This is a genomic window from Burkholderia sp. SRS-25 (genome assembly GCF_004343765.1).
GTDB lineage: Bacteria > Pseudomonadota > Gammaproteobacteria > Burkholderiales > Burkholderiaceae > Burkholderia > Burkholderia contaminans.
In genome coordinates this window covers 1-22,310 of sequence record NZ_PTXM01000025.1, presented here as the reverse complement: position 1 = coordinate 22,310, position 22,310 = coordinate 1, and the positions used below count along the sequence as shown (strand labels likewise).

Annotated in this window: 23 protein-coding genes, 1 tRNA gene, 1 pseudogene and 1 riboswitch; of the genes and pseudogenes, 10 read left to right on the top strand and 15 right to left on the bottom strand. The window is 66.0% G+C overall.

Features of this window, described 5'->3' with window-relative positions:
- Window positions 1-2: 2 nt before the first annotated feature.
- The gene (gene miaA / locus C5O79_RS31080; protein ID WP_046544997.1) at window positions 3-983 is read right to left on the bottom strand and encodes a tRNA (adenosine(37)-N6)-dimethylallyltransferase MiaA; all 981 of its coding nucleotides are present in this window, start codon (window positions 981-983) and stop codon (window positions 3-5) included.
- Entirely contained in the window at window positions 980-2,980 is a 2,001-nt protein-coding gene (gene mutL, locus C5O79_RS31075) for a DNA mismatch repair endonuclease MutL (protein ID WP_122473588.1), read from the bottom strand. The genes miaA and mutL overlap by 4 nt, the downstream gene beginning before the upstream one ends.
- 173 nt (window positions 2,981-3,153) lie before the next feature.
- On the opposite strand from mutL, the gene C5O79_RS31070 reads away from it, so the two are divergent.
- Window positions 3,154-3,837 carry a DedA family protein gene (locus tag C5O79_RS31070; protein ID WP_046544999.1) on the top strand — a complete coding sequence of 228 codons (684 nt, stop codon included), beginning with the start codon at window positions 3,154-3,156 and terminating at the stop codon, window positions 3,835-3,837.
- An 84-nt stretch (window positions 3,838-3,921) separates the two neighbouring features.
- Here the strand turns inward: C5O79_RS31070 and C5O79_RS31065 are convergent, their stop codons facing one another.
- The 4 genes from C5O79_RS31065 to C5O79_RS31050 all read right to left on the bottom strand — a co-directional run bounded on the left by C5O79_RS31065 (window position 3,922) and on the right by C5O79_RS31050 (window position 7,664).
- A complete protein-coding gene (locus C5O79_RS31065) occupies window positions 3,922-4,734 on the bottom strand; it encodes a mechanosensitive ion channel family protein (RefSeq protein WP_046545000.1) in 813 nt (270 codons plus the stop codon).
- A 262-nt stretch (window positions 4,735-4,996) separates the two neighbouring features.
- Complete coding sequence (gene cysC, locus C5O79_RS31060; protein ID WP_122473590.1) at window positions 4,997-5,593, bottom strand: adenylyl-sulfate kinase; 597 nt, start codon at window positions 5,591-5,593, stop codon at window positions 4,997-4,999.
- A gap of 695 nt (window positions 5,594-6,288) precedes the next feature.
- The gene (locus C5O79_RS31055; RefSeq protein ID WP_046545002.1) at window positions 6,289-7,122 is read right to left on the bottom strand and encodes a class II glutamine amidotransferase; all 834 of its coding nucleotides are present in this window, start codon (window positions 7,120-7,122) and stop codon (window positions 6,289-6,291) included.
- Window positions 7,123-7,334: 212 nt separating this feature from the next.
- Window positions 7,335-7,664 (bottom strand): carboxymuconolactone decarboxylase family protein, encoded by a 330-nt coding sequence (locus C5O79_RS31050; RefSeq protein WP_011351062.1) that lies wholly within the window; start codon window positions 7,662-7,664, stop codon window positions 7,335-7,337.
- A gap of 129 nt (window positions 7,665-7,793) precedes the next feature.
- Between C5O79_RS31050 and C5O79_RS31045 the strand changes: the two genes are divergently transcribed.
- From C5O79_RS31045 to C5O79_RS31010, 8 genes are all read left to right on the top strand, one after another.
- Complete coding sequence (locus C5O79_RS31045) at window positions 7,794-8,741, top strand: AraC family transcriptional regulator (RefSeq protein WP_046545003.1); 948 nt, start codon at window positions 7,794-7,796, stop codon at window positions 8,739-8,741.
- A gap of 103 nt (window positions 8,742-8,844) precedes the next feature.
- The gene (gene yiaA, locus C5O79_RS31040) at window positions 8,845-9,288 is read left to right on the top strand and encodes an inner membrane protein YiaA (protein WP_122474499.1); all 444 of its coding nucleotides are present in this window, start codon (window positions 8,845-8,847) and stop codon (window positions 9,286-9,288) included.
- Between the two features lie 139 nt (window positions 9,289-9,427).
- Window positions 9,428-10,492, top strand: coding sequence for a glycosyltransferase family 2 protein (locus C5O79_RS31035; RefSeq protein WP_122474500.1), 1,065 nt, complete (start codon window positions 9,428-9,430; stop codon window positions 10,490-10,492).
- Between the two features lie 64 nt (window positions 10,493-10,556).
- Entirely contained in the window at window positions 10,557-11,573 is a 1,017-nt protein-coding gene (locus C5O79_RS31030) for a hypothetical protein (RefSeq protein WP_122473591.1), read from the top strand.
- Window positions 11,570-12,319, top strand: a complete 750-nt coding sequence (locus C5O79_RS31025) for a hypothetical protein (protein WP_047850657.1) — start codon at window positions 11,570-11,572, stop codon at window positions 12,317-12,319. Before C5O79_RS31030 ends, C5O79_RS31025 begins: the two co-directional genes overlap by 4 nt.
- Window positions 12,316-13,473 carry a hypothetical protein gene (locus C5O79_RS31020; RefSeq protein ID WP_122473592.1) on the top strand — a complete coding sequence of 386 codons (1,158 nt, stop codon included), beginning with the start codon at window positions 12,316-12,318 and terminating at the stop codon, window positions 13,471-13,473. Before C5O79_RS31025 ends, C5O79_RS31020 begins: the two co-directional genes overlap by 4 nt.
- The gene (locus C5O79_RS31015) at window positions 13,470-14,087 is read left to right on the top strand and encodes a phosphatase PAP2 family protein (protein WP_122474501.1); all 618 of its coding nucleotides are present in this window, start codon (window positions 13,470-13,472) and stop codon (window positions 14,085-14,087) included. The genes C5O79_RS31020 and C5O79_RS31015 overlap by 4 nt, the downstream gene beginning before the upstream one ends.
- Complete coding sequence (locus tag C5O79_RS31010; protein ID WP_122473593.1) at window positions 14,084-15,073, top strand: fatty acid desaturase family protein; 990 nt, start codon at window positions 14,084-14,086, stop codon at window positions 15,071-15,073. Before C5O79_RS31015 ends, C5O79_RS31010 begins: the two co-directional genes overlap by 4 nt.
- 101 nt (window positions 15,074-15,174) lie before the next feature.
- Here the strand turns inward: C5O79_RS31010 and C5O79_RS31005 are convergent.
- The 9 genes from C5O79_RS31005 to C5O79_RS30965 all read right to left on the bottom strand — a co-directional run bounded on the left by C5O79_RS31005 (window position 15,175) and on the right by C5O79_RS30965 (window position 21,717).
- Window positions 15,175-15,251: transfer RNA gene (locus C5O79_RS31005), tRNA-Lys, on the bottom strand.
- A 108-nt stretch (window positions 15,252-15,359) separates the two neighbouring features.
- On the bottom strand, window positions 15,360-16,109 hold the full coding sequence (ybgF, locus tag C5O79_RS31000; protein WP_039361280.1) for a tol-pal system protein YbgF: 750 nt from the start codon (window positions 16,107-16,109) through the stop codon (window positions 15,360-15,362).
- Between the two features lie 19 nt (window positions 16,110-16,128).
- Window positions 16,129-16,641, bottom strand: a complete 513-nt coding sequence (gene pal / locus C5O79_RS30995) for a peptidoglycan-associated lipoprotein Pal (protein WP_006484980.1) — start codon at window positions 16,639-16,641, stop codon at window positions 16,129-16,131.
- Window positions 16,642-16,658: 17 nt separating this feature from the next.
- Window positions 16,659-17,954, bottom strand: coding sequence for a Tol-Pal system beta propeller repeat protein TolB (gene tolB, locus C5O79_RS30990; RefSeq protein WP_046545007.1), 1,296 nt, complete (start codon window positions 17,952-17,954; stop codon window positions 16,659-16,661).
- A 109-nt stretch (window positions 17,955-18,063) separates the two neighbouring features.
- Window positions 18,064-19,119 carry a cell envelope integrity protein TolA gene (tolA, locus tag C5O79_RS30985; protein ID WP_046545008.1) on the bottom strand — a complete coding sequence of 352 codons (1,056 nt, stop codon included), beginning with the start codon at window positions 19,117-19,119 and terminating at the stop codon, window positions 18,064-18,066.
- The gene (gene tolR, locus C5O79_RS30980) at window positions 19,116-19,565 is read right to left on the bottom strand and encodes a protein TolR (RefSeq protein WP_122473594.1); all 450 of its coding nucleotides are present in this window, start codon (window positions 19,563-19,565) and stop codon (window positions 19,116-19,118) included. The genes tolA and tolR overlap by 4 nt, the downstream gene beginning before the upstream one ends.
- A 10-nt stretch (window positions 19,566-19,575) precedes the next feature.
- The gene (tolQ, locus tag C5O79_RS30975; RefSeq protein WP_021157170.1) at window positions 19,576-20,253 is read right to left on the bottom strand and encodes a protein TolQ; all 678 of its coding nucleotides are present in this window, start codon (window positions 20,251-20,253) and stop codon (window positions 19,576-19,578) included.
- Window positions 20,254-20,383: 130 nt separating this feature from the next.
- Window positions 20,384-20,869, bottom strand: a complete 486-nt coding sequence (gene ybgC, locus C5O79_RS30970; protein WP_039361271.1) for a tol-pal system-associated acyl-CoA thioesterase — start codon at window positions 20,867-20,869, stop codon at window positions 20,384-20,386.
- Window positions 20,870-20,970: 101 nt separating this feature from the next.
- Window positions 20,971-21,717: an SDR family NAD(P)-dependent oxidoreductase gene (locus C5O79_RS30965; RefSeq protein ID WP_131932022.1), complete on the bottom strand. Its 747-nt coding sequence runs from the start codon at window positions 21,715-21,717 to the stop codon at window positions 20,971-20,973.
- A 180-nt stretch (window positions 21,718-21,897) separates the two neighbouring features.
- A riboswitch (ZMP/ZTP riboswitch) is annotated at window positions 21,898-21,998 on the top strand.
- A gap of 137 nt (window positions 21,999-22,135) precedes the next feature.
- On the opposite strand from C5O79_RS30965, the pseudogene glyA reads away from it, so the two are divergent.
- Window positions 22,136-22,310, top strand: a pseudogene (gene glyA, locus C5O79_RS30955) (serine hydroxymethyltransferase); the annotation flags it as partial.

Below are 22,310 nucleotides of genomic sequence, written 5' to 3'. Positions count from 1 at the left end.
GGTCAGCCCCGCGGGCTGCCGTCGAGCACGCGTTCGAGCGCGTCGAGTGCGCGGGCCGTCGAGTCCGGCGCGATGCAGTCGACGACGATCCGCTCCGGCATCGCGCGCAGCCAGGTGATCTGGCGCTTGCAGAGCTGGCGTGTCGCGAAGATGCCCTTGTCGCGCATCGTCCGGTAGTCGGTGTCGCCGTCGAGGAATTCCCATGCCTGCCGGTAGCCGACGCAGCGCATTGACGGCAGGTCGGGATGGAGGTCCTCGCGACGGCGCAGCCGCTCGACTTCGTCGATGAAGCCCGCGTCGAGCATCGCATCGAAGCGCTGTGCGATCCGTTTGTGCAATACCGCGCGATCCGACGGTTCGAGCGCGACCGGCACGAAGCGGTAAGCCGCGGCCGCATCGTCCGTGCGACGCGGTGCGGCGAGCAGCACCGACATCGGCTGCCCGCTCAGCATGAACACTTCGAGCGCCCGCTGGATCCGTTGCGAATCGTTCGGCGCGAGCCGCGCGGCCGTGTCGGGATCGACCTGCGCGAGCCGCGCATGCAACGCGGGCCAGCCATCGCGCTCGGCTTCGGCATCGAGCGTCGCGCGCACGTCCGGATCGGCGCCCGGCAGGTCGTTGAGCCCCTGCGTCAGCGCCTTGTAGTACAGCATCGTGCCGCCCGCGAGCAGCGGCGTGCGACCGCGGGCGGCAATCTCGCCGATCAGGCGCAGCGTGTCCGCGCGGAAACTCGCGGCCGAATATACGTCGGCCGGATCGATGATGTCGATCAGGTGATGCGGCACGCTCGCGCGCTCGTCGAGCGACGGTTTCGCGGTGCCGATATCCATGTCGCGGTAGACGAGCGCCGAATCGACGCTGACGATCTCGATCGGGCGGCGTGCGGCGAGCGCCAGCGCCGCGGCCGTCTTGCCCGAAGCGGTGGGGCCGAGCAGGCAGGCGATCGTCGTCGGGCTGGGGTTGGCGTGCGGTGCTGCGCTCATTGGCCGCGCATGAAGAGGCGGTCGAGATCGTTCAGCGTGAGCTGATACCACGTCGGCCGGCCGTGATTGCACTGGTCCGCGCGTTCGGTCGCTTCCATCTGCCGCAGCAGCGCGTTCATCTCGTCGAGCGTCAGGCGCCGGTTCGCGCGCACCGCGTGGTGGCACGCGAGCGTGCCGAGCAGTTCGTGCTGACGCTCGGTGAGCACGCGCGAGCCGCCGAACGCGTGCAGGTCGGCGAGTACCGCGCGCGCGAGCGACTGCAGGTCGGCATCCTTCAGCAGCGCCGGCACCGCGCGGATCGCGAGCGTCGTCGGCGACAGCACCGCCAGGTCGAAGCCGAGCGATTCGAGCGTGTCGCGTTCTTCCTCGACCGTGCCGATCTCGACCGGCGTGGCCGTCATCGAGATCGGCAGCAGCAGCGCCTGTACGGCGACCGAGCGGTCGGCGAGCGCGTTCTTGAACTGTTCGTACAGGATCCGCTCGTGTGCCGCGTGCATGTCGACGATCACGAGCCCGTGTGCATTCTGCGCGAGCACGTAGATGCCGTGGATCTGGCCCAGCGCGAAGCCGAGCGGCTGCTCGTCGTGCGCGGTGGCGGCGATCGGCGATGCGGCGAAACCCGGCAGCGGCACGATCGGTGCGTCGGCCGAATCGCGCGCGATGGTCGTCGTGCCGTCCGGCGTGCCCGCGCCCGTGTCCTTGCGGCCGAACAGCGCGTCATAGAGCGCGAGCGGCTGCGCGACGGGCAGTGTGCCCTGGGTCATCCGCGCCTGGCGCATCCAGGTGTTGCCTGACGATGAGGACGACGACGGCGACGAGAAGCCGCTGCCGCCGCTACCGCCAATGCCGCCGGCGCCGCCCGGACTCTGGCCGAGCGGCGTGTCGAGGAACGATGCCGGCCCGCGCGGGGCGGGCTCGATATGCGCGGCATGGCCGCCCGCGGTGGTTTCCGGCGACGCGCCCGCGTGGCGAGCAAGCGCGCGCTGGACCGCGTGGAACACGTACTGGTGGATCGAGCGCGAATCGCGGAAGCGCACCTCGATCTTCGACGGGTGCACGTTCACGTCGACGGCTTCGGGCGGCAGGTCGAGGAACAGCACGTACGACGGGTAGCGGTCACCGTGCAGCACGTCTTCGTAGGCCGCGCGTACCGCGTGCGTCAGCAGCTTGTCGCGCACGAAGCGGCCGTTGACGAAGAAGTATTGCTGGTCGGCGCGACCGCGGCTTGCGGTCGGCAGGCCGGCGCAGCCGTACACCGCGAGCGGGCCGGCCTGCTCGTCGAGCGGCAGGTGCGCGGTCGCGAAGCTGTCGCCGAGGATCTTCGCGACGCGCTGTGCCGGCTCGGTCGCATTCCAGTGCTCGACCGCCTTGCCGTTGTGCAGCACCGAGATCGCGACGTCCGGCCGCGCGAGCGCTGCGCGGCGGATCATCTCCAGGCAATGGCCGAACTCGGTCTGCTCGCTCTTCAGGAACTTGCGGCGCGCGGGCGTGTTGAAGTACAGCTCGCGGACCTCGATCGTCGTGCCGGTTGCGCCGGCGGCCGGCGACAGCACGCCCGTCTGCGCGTCGATCTTCATCGCGTGCGCGGCATCGGCCGTCCGGCTCGTGATCGACATCTCGGCGACCGACGCGATCGACGCGAGCGCTTCGCCGCGGAACCCGAGCGTGGCGACCGCTTCGAGCTCCTCGAGCGAGCGGATCTTGCTGGTGGCATGGCGCATCAGTGCGAGCGCCAGCTCGTCCGGCGGAATTCCGCAGCCGTCGTCGGTGATCGAGATGCGTTTGACGCCGCCTTCTTCCAGCACGATGCGCAGTGTGCTGGCGCCGGCGTCCATCGCGTTCTCGAGCAGCTCCTTGACGACCGACGCCGGGCGTTCGACGACCTCGCCGGCGGCGATCTGGCTGATCAGCTGGTCGGGCAGGGGCTGGATCGCGCGCAGCGGGCGCGGAGCGGGGGCGGGCGCGGTGCCCGCGGCCGTTTCGGTGATATCGGACATGGCCGAATTATAGCGAGGCGGCGAACGCGTGCCGGGGCGACCGGCGGTTACGTTTTTTCACGGAGCCTTAAGGTAGTTTCGGTATCATGGGTCCGTCACACGCCCGGCCTTGACCGGTGGGCACTTCAGCCTTTTTCGGCCGTTCCGGCCCTATCGCCTTCGAGGAATCGCATTTGGATACGCTGCTTCATTTCGTCAACCTTGTCCTGCATATCGACACCTTCCTCGGCGATTTCATCCGGCAGTACGGCGCGTGGGTCTATCTCGTGCTGTTCCTGATCGTGTTCTGCGAGACGGGGCTCGTCGTGTTCCCGTTCCTGCCCGGCGATTCGCTGCTGTTCATCGGCGGCGCGTTCGCGGCGACGGGCGAAATGAATGTCGGCCTGCTGATCGTGCTGCTGCTCGTCGCGGCGATTTCCGGTAACACCGTGAACTACCTGATCGGCCGCTGGATCGGCCCTAAGGTGTTCAATACGCATATCCCCGTGCTCGAGCGCTTCCTCGACCGCGCCGCGCTGCAGAAAACCCACTCGTTCTACGACAAGCACGGCGGCAAGACGATCGTGCTCGCGCGCTTCATTCCGGTCGTGCGCACGTTCGCGCCGTTCGTCGCGGGTGCGTCGTCGATGAGCGCCGCGCGCTTCCAGCTCTTCAACGTGATCGGTGCGCTGGTGTGGGTGCTGCTGCTCGTGCTGCTCGGCTATTTCTTCGGCAACATCCCGTTCATCCGCCAGTACCTGAACGTGATCGTGCTGGTCGGGATCGGGGCGGCGATCGTGCCGGTCGCGCTTGGCGCGGTGTGGAAGCTGGTGCGCGGGAAGCAGTCGGATAATGTGCCGAAGGCGGGTGGGCGCTGAGCACGCGCGTTTCCATTTCTTTGCGGCAGTAAAAAAGCGTGGCAGTTGTGAACTGCCACGCTTTTTTTTCGTTCGCCGATGCTGTTACGCGGTGCGGTGCGCGACCGGCGTTTCGGGCGTCGGGTATTGCGCGTCGCGGAACGTTTCGAGGATCACGCGGTTGGTGTCGCAGTACACCTGCCAGTAGTGCTCGGGTGCCGCGGACGGGCGCACGAACAGCAGCGGGCCTTCCGGCGTGAACTGCAGCACGCCGACGTCCGGCACCGGGGTGGCCAGCACGTTCGGGATCTGCTGGATCGACGACTTCAGGCGGTTGATCGCGTCGACCGCATCGACCCCGTTCGCGATCTTCGCGGTCAGGTCGACGCGACGGTGCGACGTCGCGCTGTAGTTGGCGATGTTGTCCGAGAAGATCTTGTTGTTGCCGACGATCGTCACGATGTTGTCGGCGGTGATGATCGTCGTGCCGAACAGGCCAAGCTCCTTTACCGTGCCCGTGACGCCGCCTGCGCTGATCACGTCGCCGATCTTGAACGGGCGCAGCACCTGCATGAACACGCCGGCGGCGAAGTGCGCGAGCAGGCCGCCCCAGGCGGTGCCGATCGCGAGGCCGAGGCCGGCGAGCAGCGCGGCGAACGAGGTCGTCTGCACGCCGAAGATCTGCAGGATCGCGAGGATCAGCAGGATCGTCAGCAGCACGCCGACGACGGAGGTCAGGTAGTCGGTCAGTGTCGGGTCGACCTTGCCGCTGCGGCGCACGACCTTGCCGAGCAGGCGGGTGGCGATGTGGATCGCCCAGCGGCCGACGAACCATAAGACGATCGCGGCGAGGAGGTTGAGTCCGAAGTCGAGGCCGCGGGTCATCAGGAATTGCTGGGCTGTGGCGAGATCGATCATGCGTTCTCCGAAGTCAGGGGTAGAAGGGGCGGCGCATGCACCGGATGGGTGGCGCTTTTATAACCTGACCAGTAAGGGGCGGGCAACCGGCCTGACATTGCTTGACGTAATGAAAAACGGGCAGGACGCGTGTGCGTGCTGCCCGTTGGCGGGTGCCGGTCTCGTGCAAGTGGCGTCTGAAACGGCTCGAATGGCACGTGCGTGACGCTCCGTGAACGACTATATCGTCCGGCAGCGAATATGCCGATCGTCGTCAGTGGCGTCAGTCGTTCAGCGGGAGCTTGCGGATGATTGCGGCCACACACTCCAGGGGACCTGTCTCGGCTGTCCTGACGTGCACGTCAGGCGACAATGGCTTCTCGTAGGTCGACTCTATCCCCGTGAACTGCCGAATCGCTCCCCGCCGTGCCAACACATACAGGCCCTTCGGATCGCGGGCCTCTGCCACTTCCAATGACACGTCGACGAAGACTTCGATAAACGTGCCGGCAGCAAAGCGTTCACGGGCTTTGGCGCGCGCCTCGTGAAATGGCGAGATCAGTGCGGCAATGACGATGAGTCCTGCATCCACCATCAGCCGAGCGACTTCGGCGGTGCGTCGGATATTTTCGTGTCGATCAGCATCGCTGAATCCGAGATCTTGGTTCAGTCCCTCACGTAGGATGTCGCCGTCCAGCAGATACGTGCGAAGTCCGCGAGCATCAAGCTGCTCCTTCAGCAGATTCGCCAACGTCGACTTGCCGGCGCCGGAAACGCCAGTCAACCACACCACAAAGGCTCGATTCCGTTGCACGCGAGGATGTACCAATTGACAGCCTGATAGTGTGGCGGGCAGTAGATTTTTACAATCTTCAATCATCTCGGATTTAATGTGCTGATGATCGTGGGATCATTTTTATATCTACATATGAATGTATGAGAATTGTAACGCATTTTCTCGAATTTTTAACAAAATTCATGGTGATTCATAGGTTACGAAATCTTTCATGGATAGAGTCGTAACTACTGCGGATTGGGAAATGGGCTGGGGGGGAGTCGGGCGGAAACGTTACTCTCTTATAGTCCCAGGTCGACACTGGGCGCCCACGCACAGAATGAGAGCGTGAGGAAGTTCACCGCTGGAGCGCTAGTTGCGCAGGTGACGCGCGATAGGTTATTCGGGGTGCGATCGAAAATTCGCGATAACGCGAGCGTGATCTTTGAACGTGATGCTGTCGCTTTCGCTGGCGGGGGCGGGGCGGGGCGGGCAATGAATCAAGTATGGCTTCGCGGATTTTGGGTGAATTTATTGGAGGAGTGGTGAATTTCATTTCGCGTCAGGATATGTGACGTCATATCAAATGTGTGGGCGTGCGCATTGCGGAAGCGGCACCGGGTCGAGTGCTCCTGATTGGATTCGAAGGATTATTAAATTAGTATTTCGTCGCAGTCGCAGAGAAATGGAGGTGTGGTTATTTTTGAATATTCAGATTCGGACTGTTGAGGACTCACTTGAGTCGATCCAGGGCGCGCGATTCAACCTGAATACTCGTTACGTTACAACGACTTCGTGAGTTACTTGTGCCGCGGACTGAACGGCCGCTGCTGGACATCGGCGCCCTGCGCGACGATCGCCGTGCTCTCCGGCACTTCCTCCCAAGCACCCCGCAGGTCGACGAGCGGCTCGGACACGACCATGAACGCGTCGTCGCCGGCTTCGGCGATGCGCGGGTTGTGCGGATACAGCTCGTGCAGGTGCTTGAACGACGTGCTGTGGAACAGCGAGCGCGACTGCCGTTCGCTCGAGTAGCGCACCGCGATGATCCGTTCGCCGTCGGTCGCGCAGATCGTCATGTTGAGCGGGTCGGCCACGCGATGCTGCGTGGCGCTCTCCTCGATCACGCCGACCATCCGCTCGAGCGCCGGCAGCGGCGTCTGCTCGAGGCCGTAGGTCAGCGCGAGGCGGAACATCAGTTCGGAGTCGGTCGAACCTTCGAGCGTCGGGAACAGCGCGGGATCGACCTTCATCGTCAGGTCGCGGCGCAGCTTGTGGAAGTCGCGGATCAGCCCGTTGTGCGCGAACAGCCAGCGGCCGTGGCGGAACGGGTGGCAGTTGGTCTCCTGCACGGGGGTGTCGGTCGCCGCGCGGATGTGCGCAATGAACATTCGCGAGCGAATCGCGCGCGCGGCTTCGCGCAGGTTGCGGTCGTTCCACGCGGGATGCACGGAGCGGTAGCGGAACGGGAGTTCGTCGGGGTGCCCGTACCAGCCGATGCCGAAGCCGTCGCCGTTGGTGGTCGTCGCCCCCAGTTCCGAATGCAGGCTCTGGTCGATCAGCGAATGCTTCGCGCGGAACAGTACCGTCTCGAGGTGAATCGGATTACCCGTATAGGCGAGCCAGCGGCACATGGAGCGCTCCTTCACGATGGATCGTTCGCGCATGGTAGCCGACTTCGCGGTGCGTCCGTGCTTGTACACCGCCCGGCCGGCCCTTCGGGCAGGTACGCTGGCCAATCGTCATACATCGCTTGCCCGGCTCCGCGTCCGCGACGCTCAACCGGGCGGTCATCCGGCAATCCGACCGGGCGCCGCCACACGACGGCGCCGCCGCGGCCGTCGGTTCACTCGCCGAGCGCGTCCATCACACGCGCCGAATAGACGAGCGCCGCACCCGCGTTCAGCGCAATCGCGACGCCGAGCGCTTCCGCCACTTCCTCCTTGGTCGCGCCATGCTTGGCCGCTTCCGCGGTGTGCACGGCGATACAGCCGTCACAGCGCGTCGTGACGGCGACCGCGAGCGCGATCAGTTCACGCGTCTTCGCGTCGAGATGGCCCGTCTTGGCACCGGCGCCCGACAGCGCCTTGTAGCCGGCCAGCGTATCGGGCGACAGCTTGGCGATCTCGCCGATACGCGTCGAGAGTTCCTTCCGGTATTCGTTCCAGTTCAGCATGATGCGTCCTTTCGAGTTTGGGTGAGGGAGGGCGGCGGGTGCCGCGATCTCGGCGATGCAGGGCTATTCTGATCGTTCGCGCTGAGGGTTTCGATACGCTAGAGTGTCAATTTTTAGCGCGATCGTCTCATGGATGCGTTGAGTCAACTCCTGTCGCTGGGCCGCAGCCATGTCGAGCTCGACGTGCGCTGCCTGCTCGACGGGCCGTTCGCGATGCCGCACGACCCGTTGCCGTCCGGCGAGGCGGCGTTTCACCTGGTGCTGGCCGGAACCTGCCGGCTGCGTACCGCGGACGGGCGCACGCTGCAGCTCGCGGACGGCGATTTCGTGCTGCTGCCCGCGGGCGGCGCGCACGACCTGCTCGACGCAGGGGCCGGCCGGTCGCGGCCGGCTGCGGCGCTGCGCGAACAGGGCGCCGGAGGCGGCGCGGTGCTGCCGGTCAAGTCGAATCTCGATCCGGCCGAACCGGGCGGCGCGAGCGTGGACCTGCTGTGCGGGCGGTTCGTCTATGCGCGCGGCGCGGGCGAACTGCTGATGCGCACGTTGCCGCATGTGCTGCATGTCGGGTTGCGCGAGGCGTCGGGGTTCGCGCCGCTGCAACTGTTGACGAGCGTGCTGCGCACCGAGGCGTCGAACGGGCAGCCGGGCGCCGGCGCGATCGTGAACGCGCTCGGCCAGGCGCTGCTCGCGTACGCGTTGCGCGCATACGGTCGGGGTGCGCGCGTGCCGTCCGGCTGGCTGGCGCTGGCGGCCGACGCGCGGCTCGGCCCGTCGGTCCAGGCCGTTCTGCAGGCGCCGGAGAAACCGTGGACGGTCGAGTCGCTCGGCGATGCCTCCGCGATGTCGCGCGCGACGTACGCACGGCATTTCCGCGAGCGGGCCGGGATGAGCGTCGGCACATTCGTCGCGCAGATCCGGATGATGCACGCGTGCGCGCTGCTGCAGGACACGCAGCGCGGGCAGGCGGAGATCGGTCAGGCGGTCGGCTACCAGTCCGAGGCCGCCTTCGGGAAGGCGTTTCGCGCGGTGCTCGGCACGACGCCGGGACGCTGGCGGCGCGCGCAGCGCGGCATGTAAGACTGCAAGCGCGGCTGTCGTGGCACGCGCCAAAGCTGCTACCATGCGCGAAACGCAGTTCAACGAAAACGATTTCGAACAAGAAGAAAGAGAGGGCAAAGCAATGAACCAGACCACCATCCAGCAGCCGTCGTTCGCGTTCGTGGCCGCGTCGTGGGCCGCGCTGCTCGCCGGTTTCGCGGCATTCCTGATCGGTCTCTGGAACGCCGGCATGCAGCTCAACGAGAAGGGCTACTACTTCACCGTGCTGGTGTTCGGTCTCTATGCGGCAATCTCGCTGCAGAAGAGCGTCCGCGACCGCGCGGAAGGCATTCCCGTCACCGCCATCTACTACGGCCTCAGCTGGATCGCGCTGCTGCTGTCGATCGCGCTGCTGGTCGTCGGCCTCTTCAACGCGACGCTGCAGTTGAGCGAGAAGGGCTTCTACGCGATGTCGTTCGTGCTCGCGCTGTTCGGCTCGGTCGCCGTGCAGAAGAATACGCGCGACCTGCAGAACGCGAAGCCGCGCTATACCGACGCCGAATCGGCGCCGTCCGTCCAGGAGTGACGGCTCGCAAAGCGGGCGCCTTCCCGGCCGCCCGCTTTGCGACGACGGTCGCGGGCGACCCGCATTCGACGATGCGTCGCGGGCTTCCCGCCCATTCGTTTCATCCATGCCGGTGCGCATGACGATGGAGATATTCCGGATGCCTGACTTCACAGAAACCACGCGGCGCTTCCGCGCGGCCGCCCATGCCGTGGCGGCGCACACCGCGCTCGTGCTGGAGACGAACAACCTGCGCGGCGGTGCGGGGCTTGCGCAGGCCGTCGACAGCCTGAAGCGCCTCGTCTCGGCGCTGTCGAAGCAGACCGTGCCGCCCGCGGCGCTCGCGCAATGGATCATCACGCACGACGGCCTGCCGGCCGATGCGTGCGCGGAGATTGCCGCGCTGGCCGGCCGCCCGATCGATTTCGTCGAGATCGGCGCGAGCACCGGCTACTACGATGCGAAGAACGACGGGTTCGATCGCGTCGACGCGGCGCGCTGCGACATCGTCGTGTTCGGCGATGCCGACTGCCGGCCGGCCGACGATTGGCTCGAGCAACTGCTCGCACCGTTCGCGCGCGAAGCCGGCGATGCGCCCGCCGCGGTGGCGGGGCGCACCAGCTATGCGCCGAACGTCCTCGGCATCGCGCTGACGTCGATCGATTTCATGTATTTCCCGAGCCCGCTGCGTGAAGGTGCGACGCGCAATTTCTACGCGAACAACGTCGCGTTCCGGCGCGACGTGTTCGCGCAATTTCGCTACGAACCGCTCGACGGTGTCTATCGCGCGCATTGCCAGGTGATGGGGCTGCGGATGCAGGCAGCCGGCGTGGCCGTCGAGTTCGCACCGGCCGCGCACACCGAACATCGGCTGCCGGACACGCAACGCGAATCGCTGAAGCTGCGCTGGATGCGCGGCGAGGACAGCGTCGGCCTGACACCGTATCTCGTGAACGCGTACCTGCCGCGCGGCTGGCAGTGGCTCGGCCGAAGCGGCCCGCTCGGCCCGTTCTGCGTGATGGCGATGCGGCTCGGCTACAGCCTGCGCGCGCTGAATCGCCAGCAGTTGCCGCGGCTTGGCGCCGTCCGCTATCTCGCGGCCGTTGGCGTCACGATCGCGGCGTCCGCCGTCGATACGCTCGGCGCACTCGCACGCGGTTTGGGTCTCACCGGGCGTGCATCGGCCCGGCGCGATCTCGAAGCGCTGTCCTATCACCGTCATTGAACCGGCGCCGCGCATCACGCGCGGCCACGACACGCCGCAGCCTGCATCCATCCTGACAACGACCATGCCCTCTCTCGCCACCCGTGTTGCCTGCCTCGCCCTGTTTGCCGCCAGCGCCGGCGCCCATGCCGCACCGGTCGATCATGCGGGGCGCGGGATCTACCACTTCGCTTCGCAAAGCGGCTGCCCGTTCGCGAACGCGGCCGCCGCGGACTGCAATCGCGTCGCGCTCGATGCGCCGGACGTTCACGCGAGCATCGACACCGATGCGCACGCGATCGTCTTCTCGAGCGATGCGACGCGCCGCACGAAGGACGTGCTTGGCGACGTGCTGCTGCAGGGCACGGGTGTCGACGGCGACGGCCGGCGCGTGCCGCTGAGCGTGCACGTGCTGCTGCGTCGCGCCGGCGCGAAATGGGACCGCGACGTGTACGTCCATGCGCCCGTGCGTGGCAGGTTCACCGATGTCCGGATCGATCCGTATCGCGTGCGCGTGAAGGAGGGCGATGCCGAGCGTGACGTGCTCACGCCGGACGAAACGCAGGCGCTGTTCGCGCATCCGTCGCTGGCATCGAGACTCGCGCGGCATCTCGTGAAGGTGAGTGCGACCGATCCGAAGCAGCCGTCCGCGGACGACATCACGATCGCGCTTGGCGTCGGCGGCCTGACGAAGTCGGTCGCGCGTGCGAGCTTTACGTCGAACGCGCCGCTCGATGCCGACGTCGATCGCGCGCTCGCATCCGGCACGTGGACGATTCGTTTCGATGCGCTGAGCAATCACATTCCGGTGTGGGTCGCCCAGCGCGAGCTGTTCCTGTTCGGCCTGGACGGCAGCGCGCTGGTGAAGGACATGCTCACGCGCGGCTTCAGAAAGAACGACCGGATCGAATTCGGTGCGCGTGACGGTAACGGCTATCTGCGCGTTAACGGCCGCGAGGAGGCATTTGCGGGTGCGACCGCATCCGCGCACGCGTTCATGCAGGAAAGCTTCATCGGCCTGATCCTCGGATGGCGTCGTGATCCTGCTGGCGCTGCGGCGGCTGCGACGAAATCTGCTTCTGTTCGAGGCGAGCCGGCATGAGCGCGGCAGGCGAACTCCCGGCATCGCTGCAGGCAGCGCACGATGGACGCTTCGATTGTCTCGAGGCGCCCGTGCCGCGCGGGGCGGCGCGGGTGCGCGCGTACCTCGTCGATCGCCTCAAGCGGGCGGCGATTCGGCAGTTGCATCGCAGTACACATGGCGAGCGCTGGGTGCTGCGCATGTACCTGATCGGCGAGGAAGCGACCGAGTGCGCGTTGCACGAGGACTGGACCGGACAGCCGCCGGACTGGCTTGCGCCGCGGATCGAGCAGCATCTCGCGGACGAGCGTCGCCATGCCGCGGCGTTCGCCGATGCGCTGCGCGAGCGCGGCGTCGCGCCGTCGACAGCACCGCATGAGCCCGACTGGTTGAGCCGGCGCAAGATCATGCGATGGCGCCGGCTCGCGCAGCGCCATGCGCCGCATTTCTCGCAAGGCGTGCTCGTGCCGGCCTATGCGACGGGTCTGTGTGCGGAACAGATGGCGATGCGCGTGCTTGCGCGTCACTGCGCGACGATCGGCGATGCACATCCGCTGTACCCGCTACTCTCGCGCGTGCTCGCTGACGAGACGCGGCATGTCCGGCTCTGCTCGGACACGCTGCGCCGTCTCGTTGCGCCGTCCGAGGCAGCGCATCTCGCCGTGTTGCTGGACGAGATCCGCGCGATCGAAGCCGGTTTCGGCGTGACGGGAGCGCTGGCGATGGTCGCGGCCGGCTGGCTCCAGTCGCTTCGTCCGCGCGCATGATGCCGCGGATCGTCTATCTCGCGACGGCCGACGCACGCGGCCACCTGATGCGCGCGCAACTGCTCGTGCATGCGCTGCGTACGGCTGGCGCGCAGGTCGACGTGCTGACGACTTCCGATGCGGGGCAGGCGTTCCTGGCTGCGTTCGACATCGACGCGGCCGTGCTGTCCCGTCACTACGCAGTGCAGTTCGACGAACGGCAGAACATGCTGCGCGACGCAACCGATCGCAATGTCGCGCACTACGTGTTTCGGCCGACGCGCATGCTGCGTGACATCATTCGGCTGCGTGCGATCGTCTGCGATGCCGAGCTCGTGATCAACGACTCGTTTCATCCGGCGCTGTTGTTCATGGGGGCGATGCCGGGCTGGCGACGGCGCATCGTCCACGTGTATGGCGGCAGCCTGCGCCGCGCGTTGACCGCGAATTTCGATGCACGTCTGCCGCGCGCATTGGCGCGTGCATTTGCACGGATCGTCGACTGGCAGATCGATTCGGCGCGGTGCTGCATCGAACACGATTTTGCATACGATGCCGCCGATGACGTTCGGCGATCGTGCGTCCATTACCGTCTACCGACGCCGGTGCCGATCGTCGCCGAGCGGCCGGTTTCGGAACCGGCTGCAGCCGCCATCTATCTGAACCCGCACTTTCGCGATATCGCGCTCGCCGATGCGTTGTCGGCCGGCATGCGCGACGCGGGGCTCGCCACCCATCGCGTGGGCGAGGGCTATGCCGGGCACGGCGGCTGGACCGGCGTCGACGCCGACTGGGTGACGCGCGCCGCCCATGCACCGCTGATCGTGTCGGCGCCCGGCATGGCCGCGTTGTCGATCGCACGCGTGTATCAGCGCCCGATCCTGCTCGTGCAGTCCGACCAGCCCGAGCAGGTGAGCAACGCCGCGCGCGCCGCGCGGTTGCAACTCGTGCATCGCGTCGTCACGTGGCGCGGCGATGCGGCCGCGTTCCGGCGGGACGTCGGGCAGGCCGCAGCCGAACTGATGCGCCATCCCGGTACGCAGGCAGGAACGATCGCCGGCCGCGAGCACGCGCGTGCACGTGTCGACGCATGGGCGTCACGCCTCCTCGCGCTGCGTCCGCATGCGAAGCTGACCGATACGGAGACGCGATGCGAGGCGCCGGCGCCACGATGAGTTCGCTGTCGTTTCGTGACGATCGCCGGCCCGATATCCGGCAGATGCTGGCCGCGACGTTCGGCATGGCAGCCGGCCTCGCGATCTTCTTTGTGCTGGAGCGTAGCGTCACGCCGCGCTACGTGTTTGCCACGTCGATCGATGCGCGGATTCCGTTCATCGCGTGGTCGTGGTTCGTCTATGTCGGCTTCTTTCCGTTCGTGATTGCGCTTGCCGCGTATGCACGGCCACCCGCGTTCGCCGCGTTCAAGGAGGCTGTGCTGATCGCGTTCGTGCTCGGTGTCGTGTGCTTCCTGCTGTTTCCGGAAGCCGTGCCGCGGCCCGACGTCGCGGAGATCGGCAACACGTTCGTGCGTCACCGTCTCGCGCGCATGTGGCAGCTCGATCTCGCGGCCAATGGTTTTCCGAGCCTGCATGTCGCGGTGACGTGCCTTGCCTGCCGGATGCTGGTGGATCGGCGACGGCTCGTGACCGTGGCGGTCGGCCTGCTGATCTGCGCGTCGACGCTGACGCTCAAGCAGCATACGGTCGTCGATGTGCTGGGCGGCGTGGCGCTCGCGATGGTCAGTGCGCGGTGGGTCGAGCGGCGTTCGCTGCGGGGGAGGTTCGCGTGACGGATGCCCATGTTCATCATGCCGAGCCGAATGTCGAGCCGAATGTCGAGCTTGCGCGGTTCGTGCCCGATCCCGCGCTGTTTCGCGTGAGCGCGTTGCGTGTGGGTGCGGCACTGGCGGGCGACTGGCTGGTGATTGCCGCAGCGTTCGCGGTTGCGATCGCGTTTGGGCATCCGCTCGTGTACGCGTTGGCCGCGATCGTGATCGCGCGCAGCCAGCTAGCGCTCGCGGTGATGATGCACGAAGGCGCGCACGGGTTGCTGGCGCGGAACCGGCATGTCAACGACGCGGTGGGCCAACTGTTCGCGGCCGGCCCGCTGTGGCTGTCGCTGCGTACGTATCGTGCGGGCCACCTGAAGCATCATCGAGCGCCGATGGTGCAGGACGATCCCGTCGCGCTGCTGTTCGGCGTGCACGACTATCCGGTGACGCGCGGGCGGCTGATCGGCCGCCTGCTCGCGTACGCGTGCGGGATCGGCTACGTGACGAGCGTCGTGAAGCTCGCACGCGGCGAGTTTGCGCATGCGATGCCGAGGGTCGGGAAGTCGCGTGCGTACGCCGCTTGGGAAGTTGCGTCGATGCTGGCCGGCAATGGTGTGCTGTTCGGCGCGCTCGCATGGGCCGGGCATCCGCTGCTGTACGTCACGTTGTGGATCGTGCCGTCCGTCACGCTGCTGCCGCTCGCCGGGCAGGTGCGGGCGATCTTCGAACACGCGGGGCTGCCGGCCTGTGCGGACCAGAGCCGCAACGCGCGCACGATCGTCCGGCGTTCCTGGCAGACGTTCCTGTTCGGCCCGCACGCGATTCATTTTCATATCGAGCATCACCTGTTCGCGCGAATGCCGTTCCATCACCTGCCGGTCGTGCATCGGCAGCTTGCCGAGCGGCGGTTGCTGCCGGACGGCAATCTGTACGCGGGATATGGTGGTGTGCTGCGCGACGTCAGTGTGCGCTGGCGTGCGGGCAAGTCGGCCGGGTGCGGCTGAGTGTGTCACGAACATCATGGGGATGTCGCGCGCGATACGGAAGCGACAGACGCAAAAAAGCCTCCGCTTGGGAGGCTTTAATTTGCACTATCGAAGATAGTTGGTAGGGTGGGAGGGACTCGAACCCTCGACTCTCTGATTAAAAGTCAGATACTCTAACCAACTGAGTTACCACCCCACGTTCTTGAAACCTGTCGGTTCGTTGCTTCAACAACTTGGGCAACGACCTAAAGAGCAAAAGATTATAGCGACGGGTTGTCAGGCTGTCAACAACCCGCCGCGATAATTATTTGATCGTCTCGAGCTTGCCCTGCGCGGTCTGCGCAGCGTTCGACCCGGCGTACTGCGACACGACCTGCTCGAACGTCTTCTTCGCGGCCGCCTTCTGGCCTTGTTCGAGCTGGTTCGTGCCGATTGCCACGAGGGCGTCGGCCGCGCGCGGATGCTGCGGGAACTTGCTGACGATCCCTTGCCACGTTGCAGTCGAGCCGCGGTAGTCGCGCAGCGCGTATTGCGCATTGCCGTACCAGTACTGCGCGGTCGGCTGGTAGGGGCTCTGCGGATACTTCGCGATGAACGCGCGGAACGAAGCCGCGGCCGCCTTGAAGTTGCCGTTGCGGAACTGCTGCTGCGCCGCATTGAGCGCATCCGTTTCACCCGGCTGCACGGTGCCTTCGACACCATCGATCGTCGCCTGCTGCGGCTCGAACTTCTTGAGCCGCGTGTCGAGATCCTGGTAGTACTCCTTCTGCTGCCGCTCGAGCGTCGTCAGCCGGTTCGTCAGGTCCTCGTTCTCGCCGCGCAGCGTCGCGACCTGCTGGTTCAGCTGGTCGAGACGGCCGGATTGATCGAGGATCGTACGCTGGGCGGCGGACAACTGGCTCGCCAGGTTGTCGGTTTTGCTGCGCAGATCGAGCACGGCGCGGCGCGCTTCGTTGTCGTCGAACACGCCGGCGTGCGCCGGCGCGGCCGACCACGCCGCGCCGGCGACGCAGAATGCTGCGGCAACGCGCAGCAGGGATACACGGTGCGTCATACGGCGATTCTTCCGTTACTTACTGTTGGTAGACGAGGTCGGCGCGACGGTTCTGCGCCCACGATGCTTCGTCGTGACCCGTTGCCTGCGGCTTTTCCTTGCCGAGGCTCACGGCTTCCATTTGCGAATCGTTCACGCCGAGCAGCGCCATCGCACGACGGACGGCTTCCGCACGCTTCTGGCCCAGCGCGAGGTTGTACTCGCTCGTGCCGCGTTCATCGGTGTTGCCTTGGATCAGCACGTGGCGCTGCGGGTGGCTCTTCAGGTACTGAGCGTGCTGCTGCATCAGCGGCTGGTACTCGTCCTTCACCGAATAGCTGTCGAAGTCGAAATAGATGCTGCGCTTCGCGAGCGGGCTGTTCGGGTCGTTCAGCGGATCGACGTTCACTTGCGCGACGTTGTCGGCGCTCGGTTGCGTGCTGACTGCGCCCGCGTTGTTTGCCTTGTCGTCGAGCTTCACGCCCGACTTGCACGCTGCGAGCGCGCTGATCATCATCACGGCCAGGGCCAGACGAGCTTTATTCGACATCATGTTTACTCTCCTTGTGGTCATTGCATGAAGGGCCCCCACGACGGCTCACGAACGGAGCCGCCCTGGACGGACAGGATTTGCGGCGGCGCGCTGCCGTCGGAGGGCACTGCTGCCAGAACATTGCGACCACCCGATTGGGTAGCGTACAGAAGGTACTGGCCGTTTGCCGCGAAGCTCGGCGATTCGTCGCGATTCGTATTCGTGATGGCGTTCGCCGCGCCGGTCTGCAGATCCTGAACGTACAGCTTGAAGCCCCCACCCGTGCGGGAGATGTAAGCGAGCAGCTTGCCGTCCGGGCTGATACGCGGACTCGTGTTGTAGCTGCCGGTGAAAGTCACGCGCTGCGCGGCACCGGCGCTTTCACCCTGTGCCGGCATCCGGTAGATCTGCGGCGCGCCGCCGCGATCGCTCGTGAAGTAGATCCAGTGGCCGTCCGGCGAGTAGAACGGCTCGGTGTCGATCGAGCTGCTCTGCGTGAGGCGGCGCAGGCCGCCGCCCGTCGAGTTGACCGTATAGATTTGCGTGTTGCCCGTCAGCGACAGCGCTACGGCCAGCGTGTTGCTGTCCGGCGACCATGCCGGGGCGCTGTTGTTGCCCTTCTGGTCGGAGACGATGTAGCGGCGGCCGGTCGGCAGGTCGTGGATGTAGACGATCGGCTTCTTGCGCTCGAACGAGACATACGCGACCTTCGTGCCGCTCGGCGACCAGGACGGCGAGATGATCGGTTCGGTGCTCGACAGCGCGATGCGCGCGTTCTGGCCGTCCGAATCCGAGATCTGCAACTGGTAGCGGTTGCCGGTCTTGATCACGTACGACAGGCGCGTGGCGAACACGCCGCGCACGCCGAGCAGCTTCTGGTAGATGTAGTCGGCGATCTTGTGGCCGGCCGTGCGCAGCGTGGTGTCGGTGGCCGTCAGGGACAGGCCGCCGAGGCTTTGCTGCTTCACAGTGTCGTACAGGATGAAGTTGACCTTGTACTGGCCGTTTGCCTCGCGGTTCACGCTGCCGGCGACGAACGCATTCGCGCCCTTGGCCTTCCATGCGCCGAGATCGACCGATGCGCTCTCCGGCACCGGCGTGCTGCCTGCGTCGATGTTGGTGAATTTGCCGCTGCGGGCGAGGTCGGCCCGGACGATCGACGTGACCTGCTGCGGCAGGTTCGCCTCATTCGCGAAATTCGCGGTGGCGATGGGGAACTGGGTCGACCCGACACCGGTGATCAGCACGTTGACCTGGGCGTTAGCGGCGCTGCCCGCCGTAATCAGACACGAGGCCACGAGTGCCCTGAAACCTAGCTTTGTCATCAAACTCATGCTTCTTGCTTCCCGTATGACTTGGATCGCTGCGCAACGGCAGAGACAGTAAAAATACCCGATTCGTTCCCGTTCGACAGCGACGCCCGGAGTGTAAGCGCATTTCTTTTCACTCCGCCGCCTTGAAGGTAATCGTAATGTCCGACGGGGTACGACCGTTAGAATCGGGCGGCAACGGGACCGACGCGTGGATCGCATTCACCACGGCTTGATCCCACCCCGAATTCCCGCTGGAGCGGGAAACCGATGCGCTCAATACGTCACCGGTCGGCGTGCACCGAATCTTGACGACGGTGGTCAGGCCTGCTCGCTCGCCGCCCCAAACGATGTTCGGTTTGACGCGGCGGCGTACCTTGTCGGCATAGCCGGGCGTCGCGGCATTGCCGCCTGAGCCCGTGCCCGTGCCGCTTTTCGCGAGGCCGTCGCCGCCGCCTTCACCGGCGCCGGACAGGCCCTGCATCTGTGCCAGGCGTGCGCTGCGCTCGCGGTCGAGTTTCGCGTTCGCTGCCGCGTTGGCTTTCGCGCGCGCCGTGGCTTCGGCCTTCGCCTTGGCCTGGGCATCCGCCTTTGCCTTCGCGGCCGCGTCGGCCTTCGCCTTCGCCGCCTGCTGCGCTTCCAGTTGCGCCTGCTTCTGCTGCTGAAGTTTCTGCTGTTCGAGCTTTTGCTGCTCGGCGAGCTGCTGTTGCTTGAGCTTGTCGGCCTGCTTCTGCTTGTCGCGCTCCACGGCCTTCTGCGCGGCGAGCGCGGCTGCCTGCTGCGCCGCGAGCTGTGCGCGCCGCGTTTCCTCTTCCTGCCGGGCTTTCAGTTGCTGCGCGCGGCGCTGCTGTTCGAGCAATGCTTCACGCGCGGCTGCTTCCTGCTGCCGCTTCTTCTGCTGCAGCGCGATGTCGGCCTGCTCGTCGCGCACCGGGGGAGGGGGCGGCGCGACCTTGACGGGCGGTGTGGGTGTGACAACGGGCCGTGGCGCCGGGACATCGGGCACCTCGGTCCACAGCTCGGCTTCGGCGCCGGCCGGCGTGCTGTTCTGCCACTGCACGCCGTGATAGAGAAACAGCGCGAGCAGCACGTGCATCAGCGCGGCGAGCGCAAATGCGCGCCAGGTGCCGCGCTCGCGGGGAGGCTGAGGCGGGTAGGCGGAGCTGCGCGTGGATTGCTGCCGGTTCATTGCGATTTGACGAGGAGGCCGACGCGCTTGACGCCGCGCGCCTTCAGATCGGACATCACGGTCATGACCGCATCGTACTCCACGGTCTTGTCGGCCGCGATCACGACCGGCTGGTCGGGATGGTCAGCCTGCCGGGCCACGATGAAGCTGTCGAGCTCGGCCTTCGTCATCGTGTCTTCCTGGGTCGCGCCCGAGTCGCCCTTGTACTTGACGCTCATCGTGCGATCGGCCTTGATGTTGACGACGACGGGCGGCGTCTGCTCCTGCGGCGCGGCGTTGCCGACGGTCGGCAGGTTGATGATCGACGGGGCGACGAGCGGTGCGGTGACCATGAAGATCACGAGCAGCACCAGCATCACGTCGATGTACGGCACGACGTTGATGTCGGCCATTGCGCGGCGCGAGCGACCGCCGCGCATGCTGGATCGGATGGGGCTTCCTGCCATGGCGCGCTCCTTACTGGGCCTGACGCTGCAGGATGTTCGAGAACTCTTCGATGAAGGTCTCGAAGCGGATCGCGAGGCGGTCGATGTCGTGCGCGTAGCGGTTATACGCAACCACCGCCGGAATCGCGGCGAACAGGCCGATCGCGGTGGCGACGAGCGCCTCGGCGATGCCCGGCGCGACGTTCGCGAGCGTGGCCTGCTGCACGTTCGCGAGGCCGCGGAACGAGTTCATGATCCCCCAGACCGTGCCGAACAGACCGATGTAAGGGCTGACCGAGCCGACCGATGCGAGGAACGCGAGGTTCGCTTCGAGCACGTCCATTTCACGCTGGAATGACGCGCGCATCGCGCGGCGCGCACCGTCGAGCACGAGGCCCGGATCGCTGATGCGCTTTTCCTTCGCCTTCAGGAACTCGCGCATGCCCGATTCGAAGATCCGCTCCAGCGCGCCGATCGTGTGGCGGTTGTTGGCGGCGCTCTGGTACAGCGCCTGCAGGTCGCCGCCCGACCAGAAATCCTTCTCGAAGCGTTCGGTTTGCGCGCGTGCGCGGCGGATCGCAAACCACTTGCGGAAGATGAAGGTCCACGACATCAGCGACAGCAGCAGCAGCAGCCCCATCACGGCCTGGGCCAGCACGCTCGCGTTGAGGACGAGGGAAATGATCGACAGGTCTTGAGAAGTGTTCATAGAGGTTTGAGTAACGTCCCTTCGGGGCGCCCGGTATGCGTGTGGCGCGGCGCGCCGGCCATGCCTGGCGCCGAACCTTGCTTAGTATCGAATCAGAAAGGCAAGTTCATAGGCTTTGTCTAAACGGCGCTCATGCGAGCTTCGTTGACAGTGCAGTCTGCCCGTCGTTGATGACGGGCCCGCGCTGCAGCGCGTCGAGCACGGCCGGCGGGATGGCCGCAGGCCGGATGCCGGTACGGTCGACGCAGCCGAGGCGGATGTGCCCGGCCACGAGCAGCGTGTCTCCACACCAGGCTTCCTGCGTGAATTCCACCGATGCACGGCCGATGCGTCCGGGCCGACTCGTGATCGCCAGTGTGTCGTCGAGTCGCGCCGGGGCGCGGTAGTCGAGCGACGTGCTGCGGACGACGAAGATCGCGTCGGTATCGTCGGCGAGCTGGCGCTGGTCGATGCCGCATGCGCGCAGCCACTCGGTGCGGGCGCGTTCGAAGAACTTCAGGTAGTTGGCATAGAAGACGATGCCGCCTGCGTCGGTATCCTCGTAGTACACGCGCACCGGCCAGATGAAGCCGGACGGCGCTTCCGGGGAGCGGGTAGGCTGGGTCATGGCGCGCATTCTACCGGAAGCCAAGGACCTGATTCGTAACCGATTCGTAACGGAATGTAGTATGCCGTAGTACACTGCGGGCCGGCCCGAGGGGCGGGGCCCGCGTGGCTTCAGCCGCGGTGGACGGTCGGGCCGCCGGGGGCTTGCGCGATCGGCATCAGCTCGATCGTATTGACGTTGACATGCGCCGGGCGCGTCGCGATCCAGTAGATTGCATCGGCGATGTCCTCGGGCATGAGCGGCTGGACATTGTTGTAGACGTTCGCCGCCTTTGCGTCGTCGCCGCGATAGCGGACGTTCGAGAATTCGGTGCCGCCGCACAGGCCAGGCTCGATGTCGGTGACGCGCAGCGGCGTGCCGAGCAGATCGGCGCGCAGGTTCAGGCTGAATTGTCTGACGAAAGCCTTGGTCGCGCCGTAGACGTTCCCGCCCGCATAAGGGTACGAACCCGCGACCGAGCCGAGATTGAAGATGTGGCCGCGGCCGCGATCGATCATGCCGGGCAGCAGTGCGTGCGTGACCGTGACGAGGCCCGTGCAGTTCGTGTCGATCATCGTGTGCCATTCGTCGAGGCTGGCCTTTTGGGCCGGCTCGACGCCGAGCGCGAGGCCGGCGTTGTTGACGAGCACGTCGAGCGCCGCGAATTCGGCGGGAAGGGCGGCCGGCACGGCCTCGACGGCCGCGCGATCGCGTACGTCGAGCTCGAGCGGCAGAAGGGAATCGCCGAGTTCCGCGGCGAGTGCATCGAGACGTTCCTTGCGGCGCGCGGTCGCGACGACGCGGTGGCCTCCCTTGACGAAGGCACGGGCGATGGCGGCGCCGAAGCCGGCGGACGCGCCTGTGACGAACACGATCATTGCTGCTCCTGGTGGCTGACAAAATAGCGAGTGATATCCCGCAAGCCTACTGAGATTGCCGCACCGCGGCAAGGCGGCACAGCGTTCCCGCACGGGCGCGTAGAGTCTGGCCCCAATTGCTTTCGGCGCACCGCCGTGCGGTTGCCTATTCATGACGCATCCAATACACTAATGCGCTCATCACCCCCGCGTGACTGGCGATAGAACCCTTGGGGTTCAAGGTGGAGCATCCCACCGTGAAGCGCGGGGCGCCGTTTTTGCCGTTCGCCTGGGCAGCCGTTGTGCGCCGTCGCGTGCATCGCCGGTGGCTGTCCTGCCTCGCGTCATACGGATTCTTCCGCCACGTCGAGCTGGTCCCGCCAGCAGCGCACCGTACTCGGCCGCTCCGGTCAACCTGTACACACTTAACGGAAACCGTATGTTTGACAGAGCCCAAAGCACCATTGCGAACGTCGATCCCGAAATCTTTGCCGCGATCGAGCAGGAAAACCGCCGCCAGGAAGATCACATCGAGCTGATCGCGTCGGAAAACTACACGAGCCCGGCGGTGATGGCCGCACAGGGTTCGCAACTCACGAACAAGTACGCGGAAG

Excerpts from the sequence above, each read along its gene's own strand:
- miaA (WP_046544997.1), bottom strand. The coding sequence starts at position 983 with ATGAGCGCAGCACCGCACGCCAACCCCAGCCCGACGACGATCGCCTGC.
- mutL (WP_122473588.1), bottom strand. The coding sequence starts at position 2,980 with ATGTCCGATATCACCGAAACGGCCGCGGGCACCGCGCCCGCCCCCGCT.
- C5O79_RS31065 (WP_046545000.1), bottom strand. The coding sequence starts at position 4,734 with ATGATCGATCTCGCCACAGCCCAGCAATTCCTGATGACCCGCGGCCTC.
- cysC (WP_122473590.1), bottom strand. The coding sequence starts at position 5,593 with ATGATTGAAGATTGTAAAAATCTACTGCCCGCCACACTATCAGGCTGT.
- C5O79_RS31055 (WP_046545002.1), bottom strand. The coding sequence starts at position 7,122 with ATGTGCCGCTGGCTCGCCTATACGGGTAATCCGATTCACCTCGAGACG.
- C5O79_RS31050 (WP_011351062.1), bottom strand. The coding sequence starts at position 7,664 with ATGCTGAACTGGAACGAATACCGGAAGGAACTCTCGACGCGTATCGGC.
- C5O79_RS31045 (WP_046545003.1), top strand. The coding sequence starts at position 7,794 with ATGGATGCGTTGAGTCAACTCCTGTCGCTGGGCCGCAGCCATGTCGAG.
- yiaA (WP_122474499.1), top strand. The coding sequence starts at position 8,845 with ATGAACCAGACCACCATCCAGCAGCCGTCGTTCGCGTTCGTGGCCGCG.
- C5O79_RS31035 (WP_122474500.1), top strand. The coding sequence starts at position 9,428 with ATGCCTGACTTCACAGAAACCACGCGGCGCTTCCGCGCGGCCGCCCAT.
- C5O79_RS31030 (WP_122473591.1), top strand. The coding sequence starts at position 10,557 with ATGCCCTCTCTCGCCACCCGTGTTGCCTGCCTCGCCCTGTTTGCCGCC.
- C5O79_RS31025 (WP_047850657.1), top strand. The coding sequence starts at position 11,570 with ATGAGCGCGGCAGGCGAACTCCCGGCATCGCTGCAGGCAGCGCACGAT.
- C5O79_RS31020 (WP_122473592.1), top strand. The coding sequence starts at position 12,316 with ATGATGCCGCGGATCGTCTATCTCGCGACGGCCGACGCACGCGGCCAC.
- C5O79_RS31015 (WP_122474501.1), top strand. The coding sequence starts at position 13,470 with ATGAGTTCGCTGTCGTTTCGTGACGATCGCCGGCCCGATATCCGGCAG.
- ybgF (WP_039361280.1), bottom strand. The coding sequence starts at position 16,109 with ATGACGCACCGTGTATCCCTGCTGCGCGTTGCCGCAGCATTCTGCGTC.
- pal (WP_006484980.1), bottom strand. The coding sequence starts at position 16,641 with ATGATGTCGAATAAAGCTCGTCTGGCCCTGGCCGTGATGATGATCAGC.
- tolB (WP_046545007.1), bottom strand. The coding sequence starts at position 17,954 with ATGAGTTTGATGACAAAGCTAGGTTTCAGGGCACTCGTGGCCTCGTGT.
- tolA (WP_046545008.1), bottom strand. The coding sequence starts at position 19,119 with ATGAACCGGCAGCAATCCACGCGCAGCTCCGCCTACCCGCCTCAGCCT.
- tolR (WP_122473594.1), bottom strand. The coding sequence starts at position 19,565 with ATGGCAGGAAGCCCCATCCGATCCAGCATGCGCGGCGGTCGCTCGCGC.
- tolQ (WP_021157170.1), bottom strand. The coding sequence starts at position 20,253 with ATGAACACTTCTCAAGACCTGTCGATCATTTCCCTCGTCCTCAACGCG.
- ybgC (WP_039361271.1), bottom strand. The coding sequence starts at position 20,869 with ATGCGCGCCATGACCCAGCCTACCCGCTCCCCGGAAGCGCCGTCCGGC.
- C5O79_RS30965 (WP_131932022.1), bottom strand. The coding sequence starts at position 21,717 with ATGATCGTGTTCGTCACAGGCGCGTCCGCCGGCTTCGGCGCCGCCATC.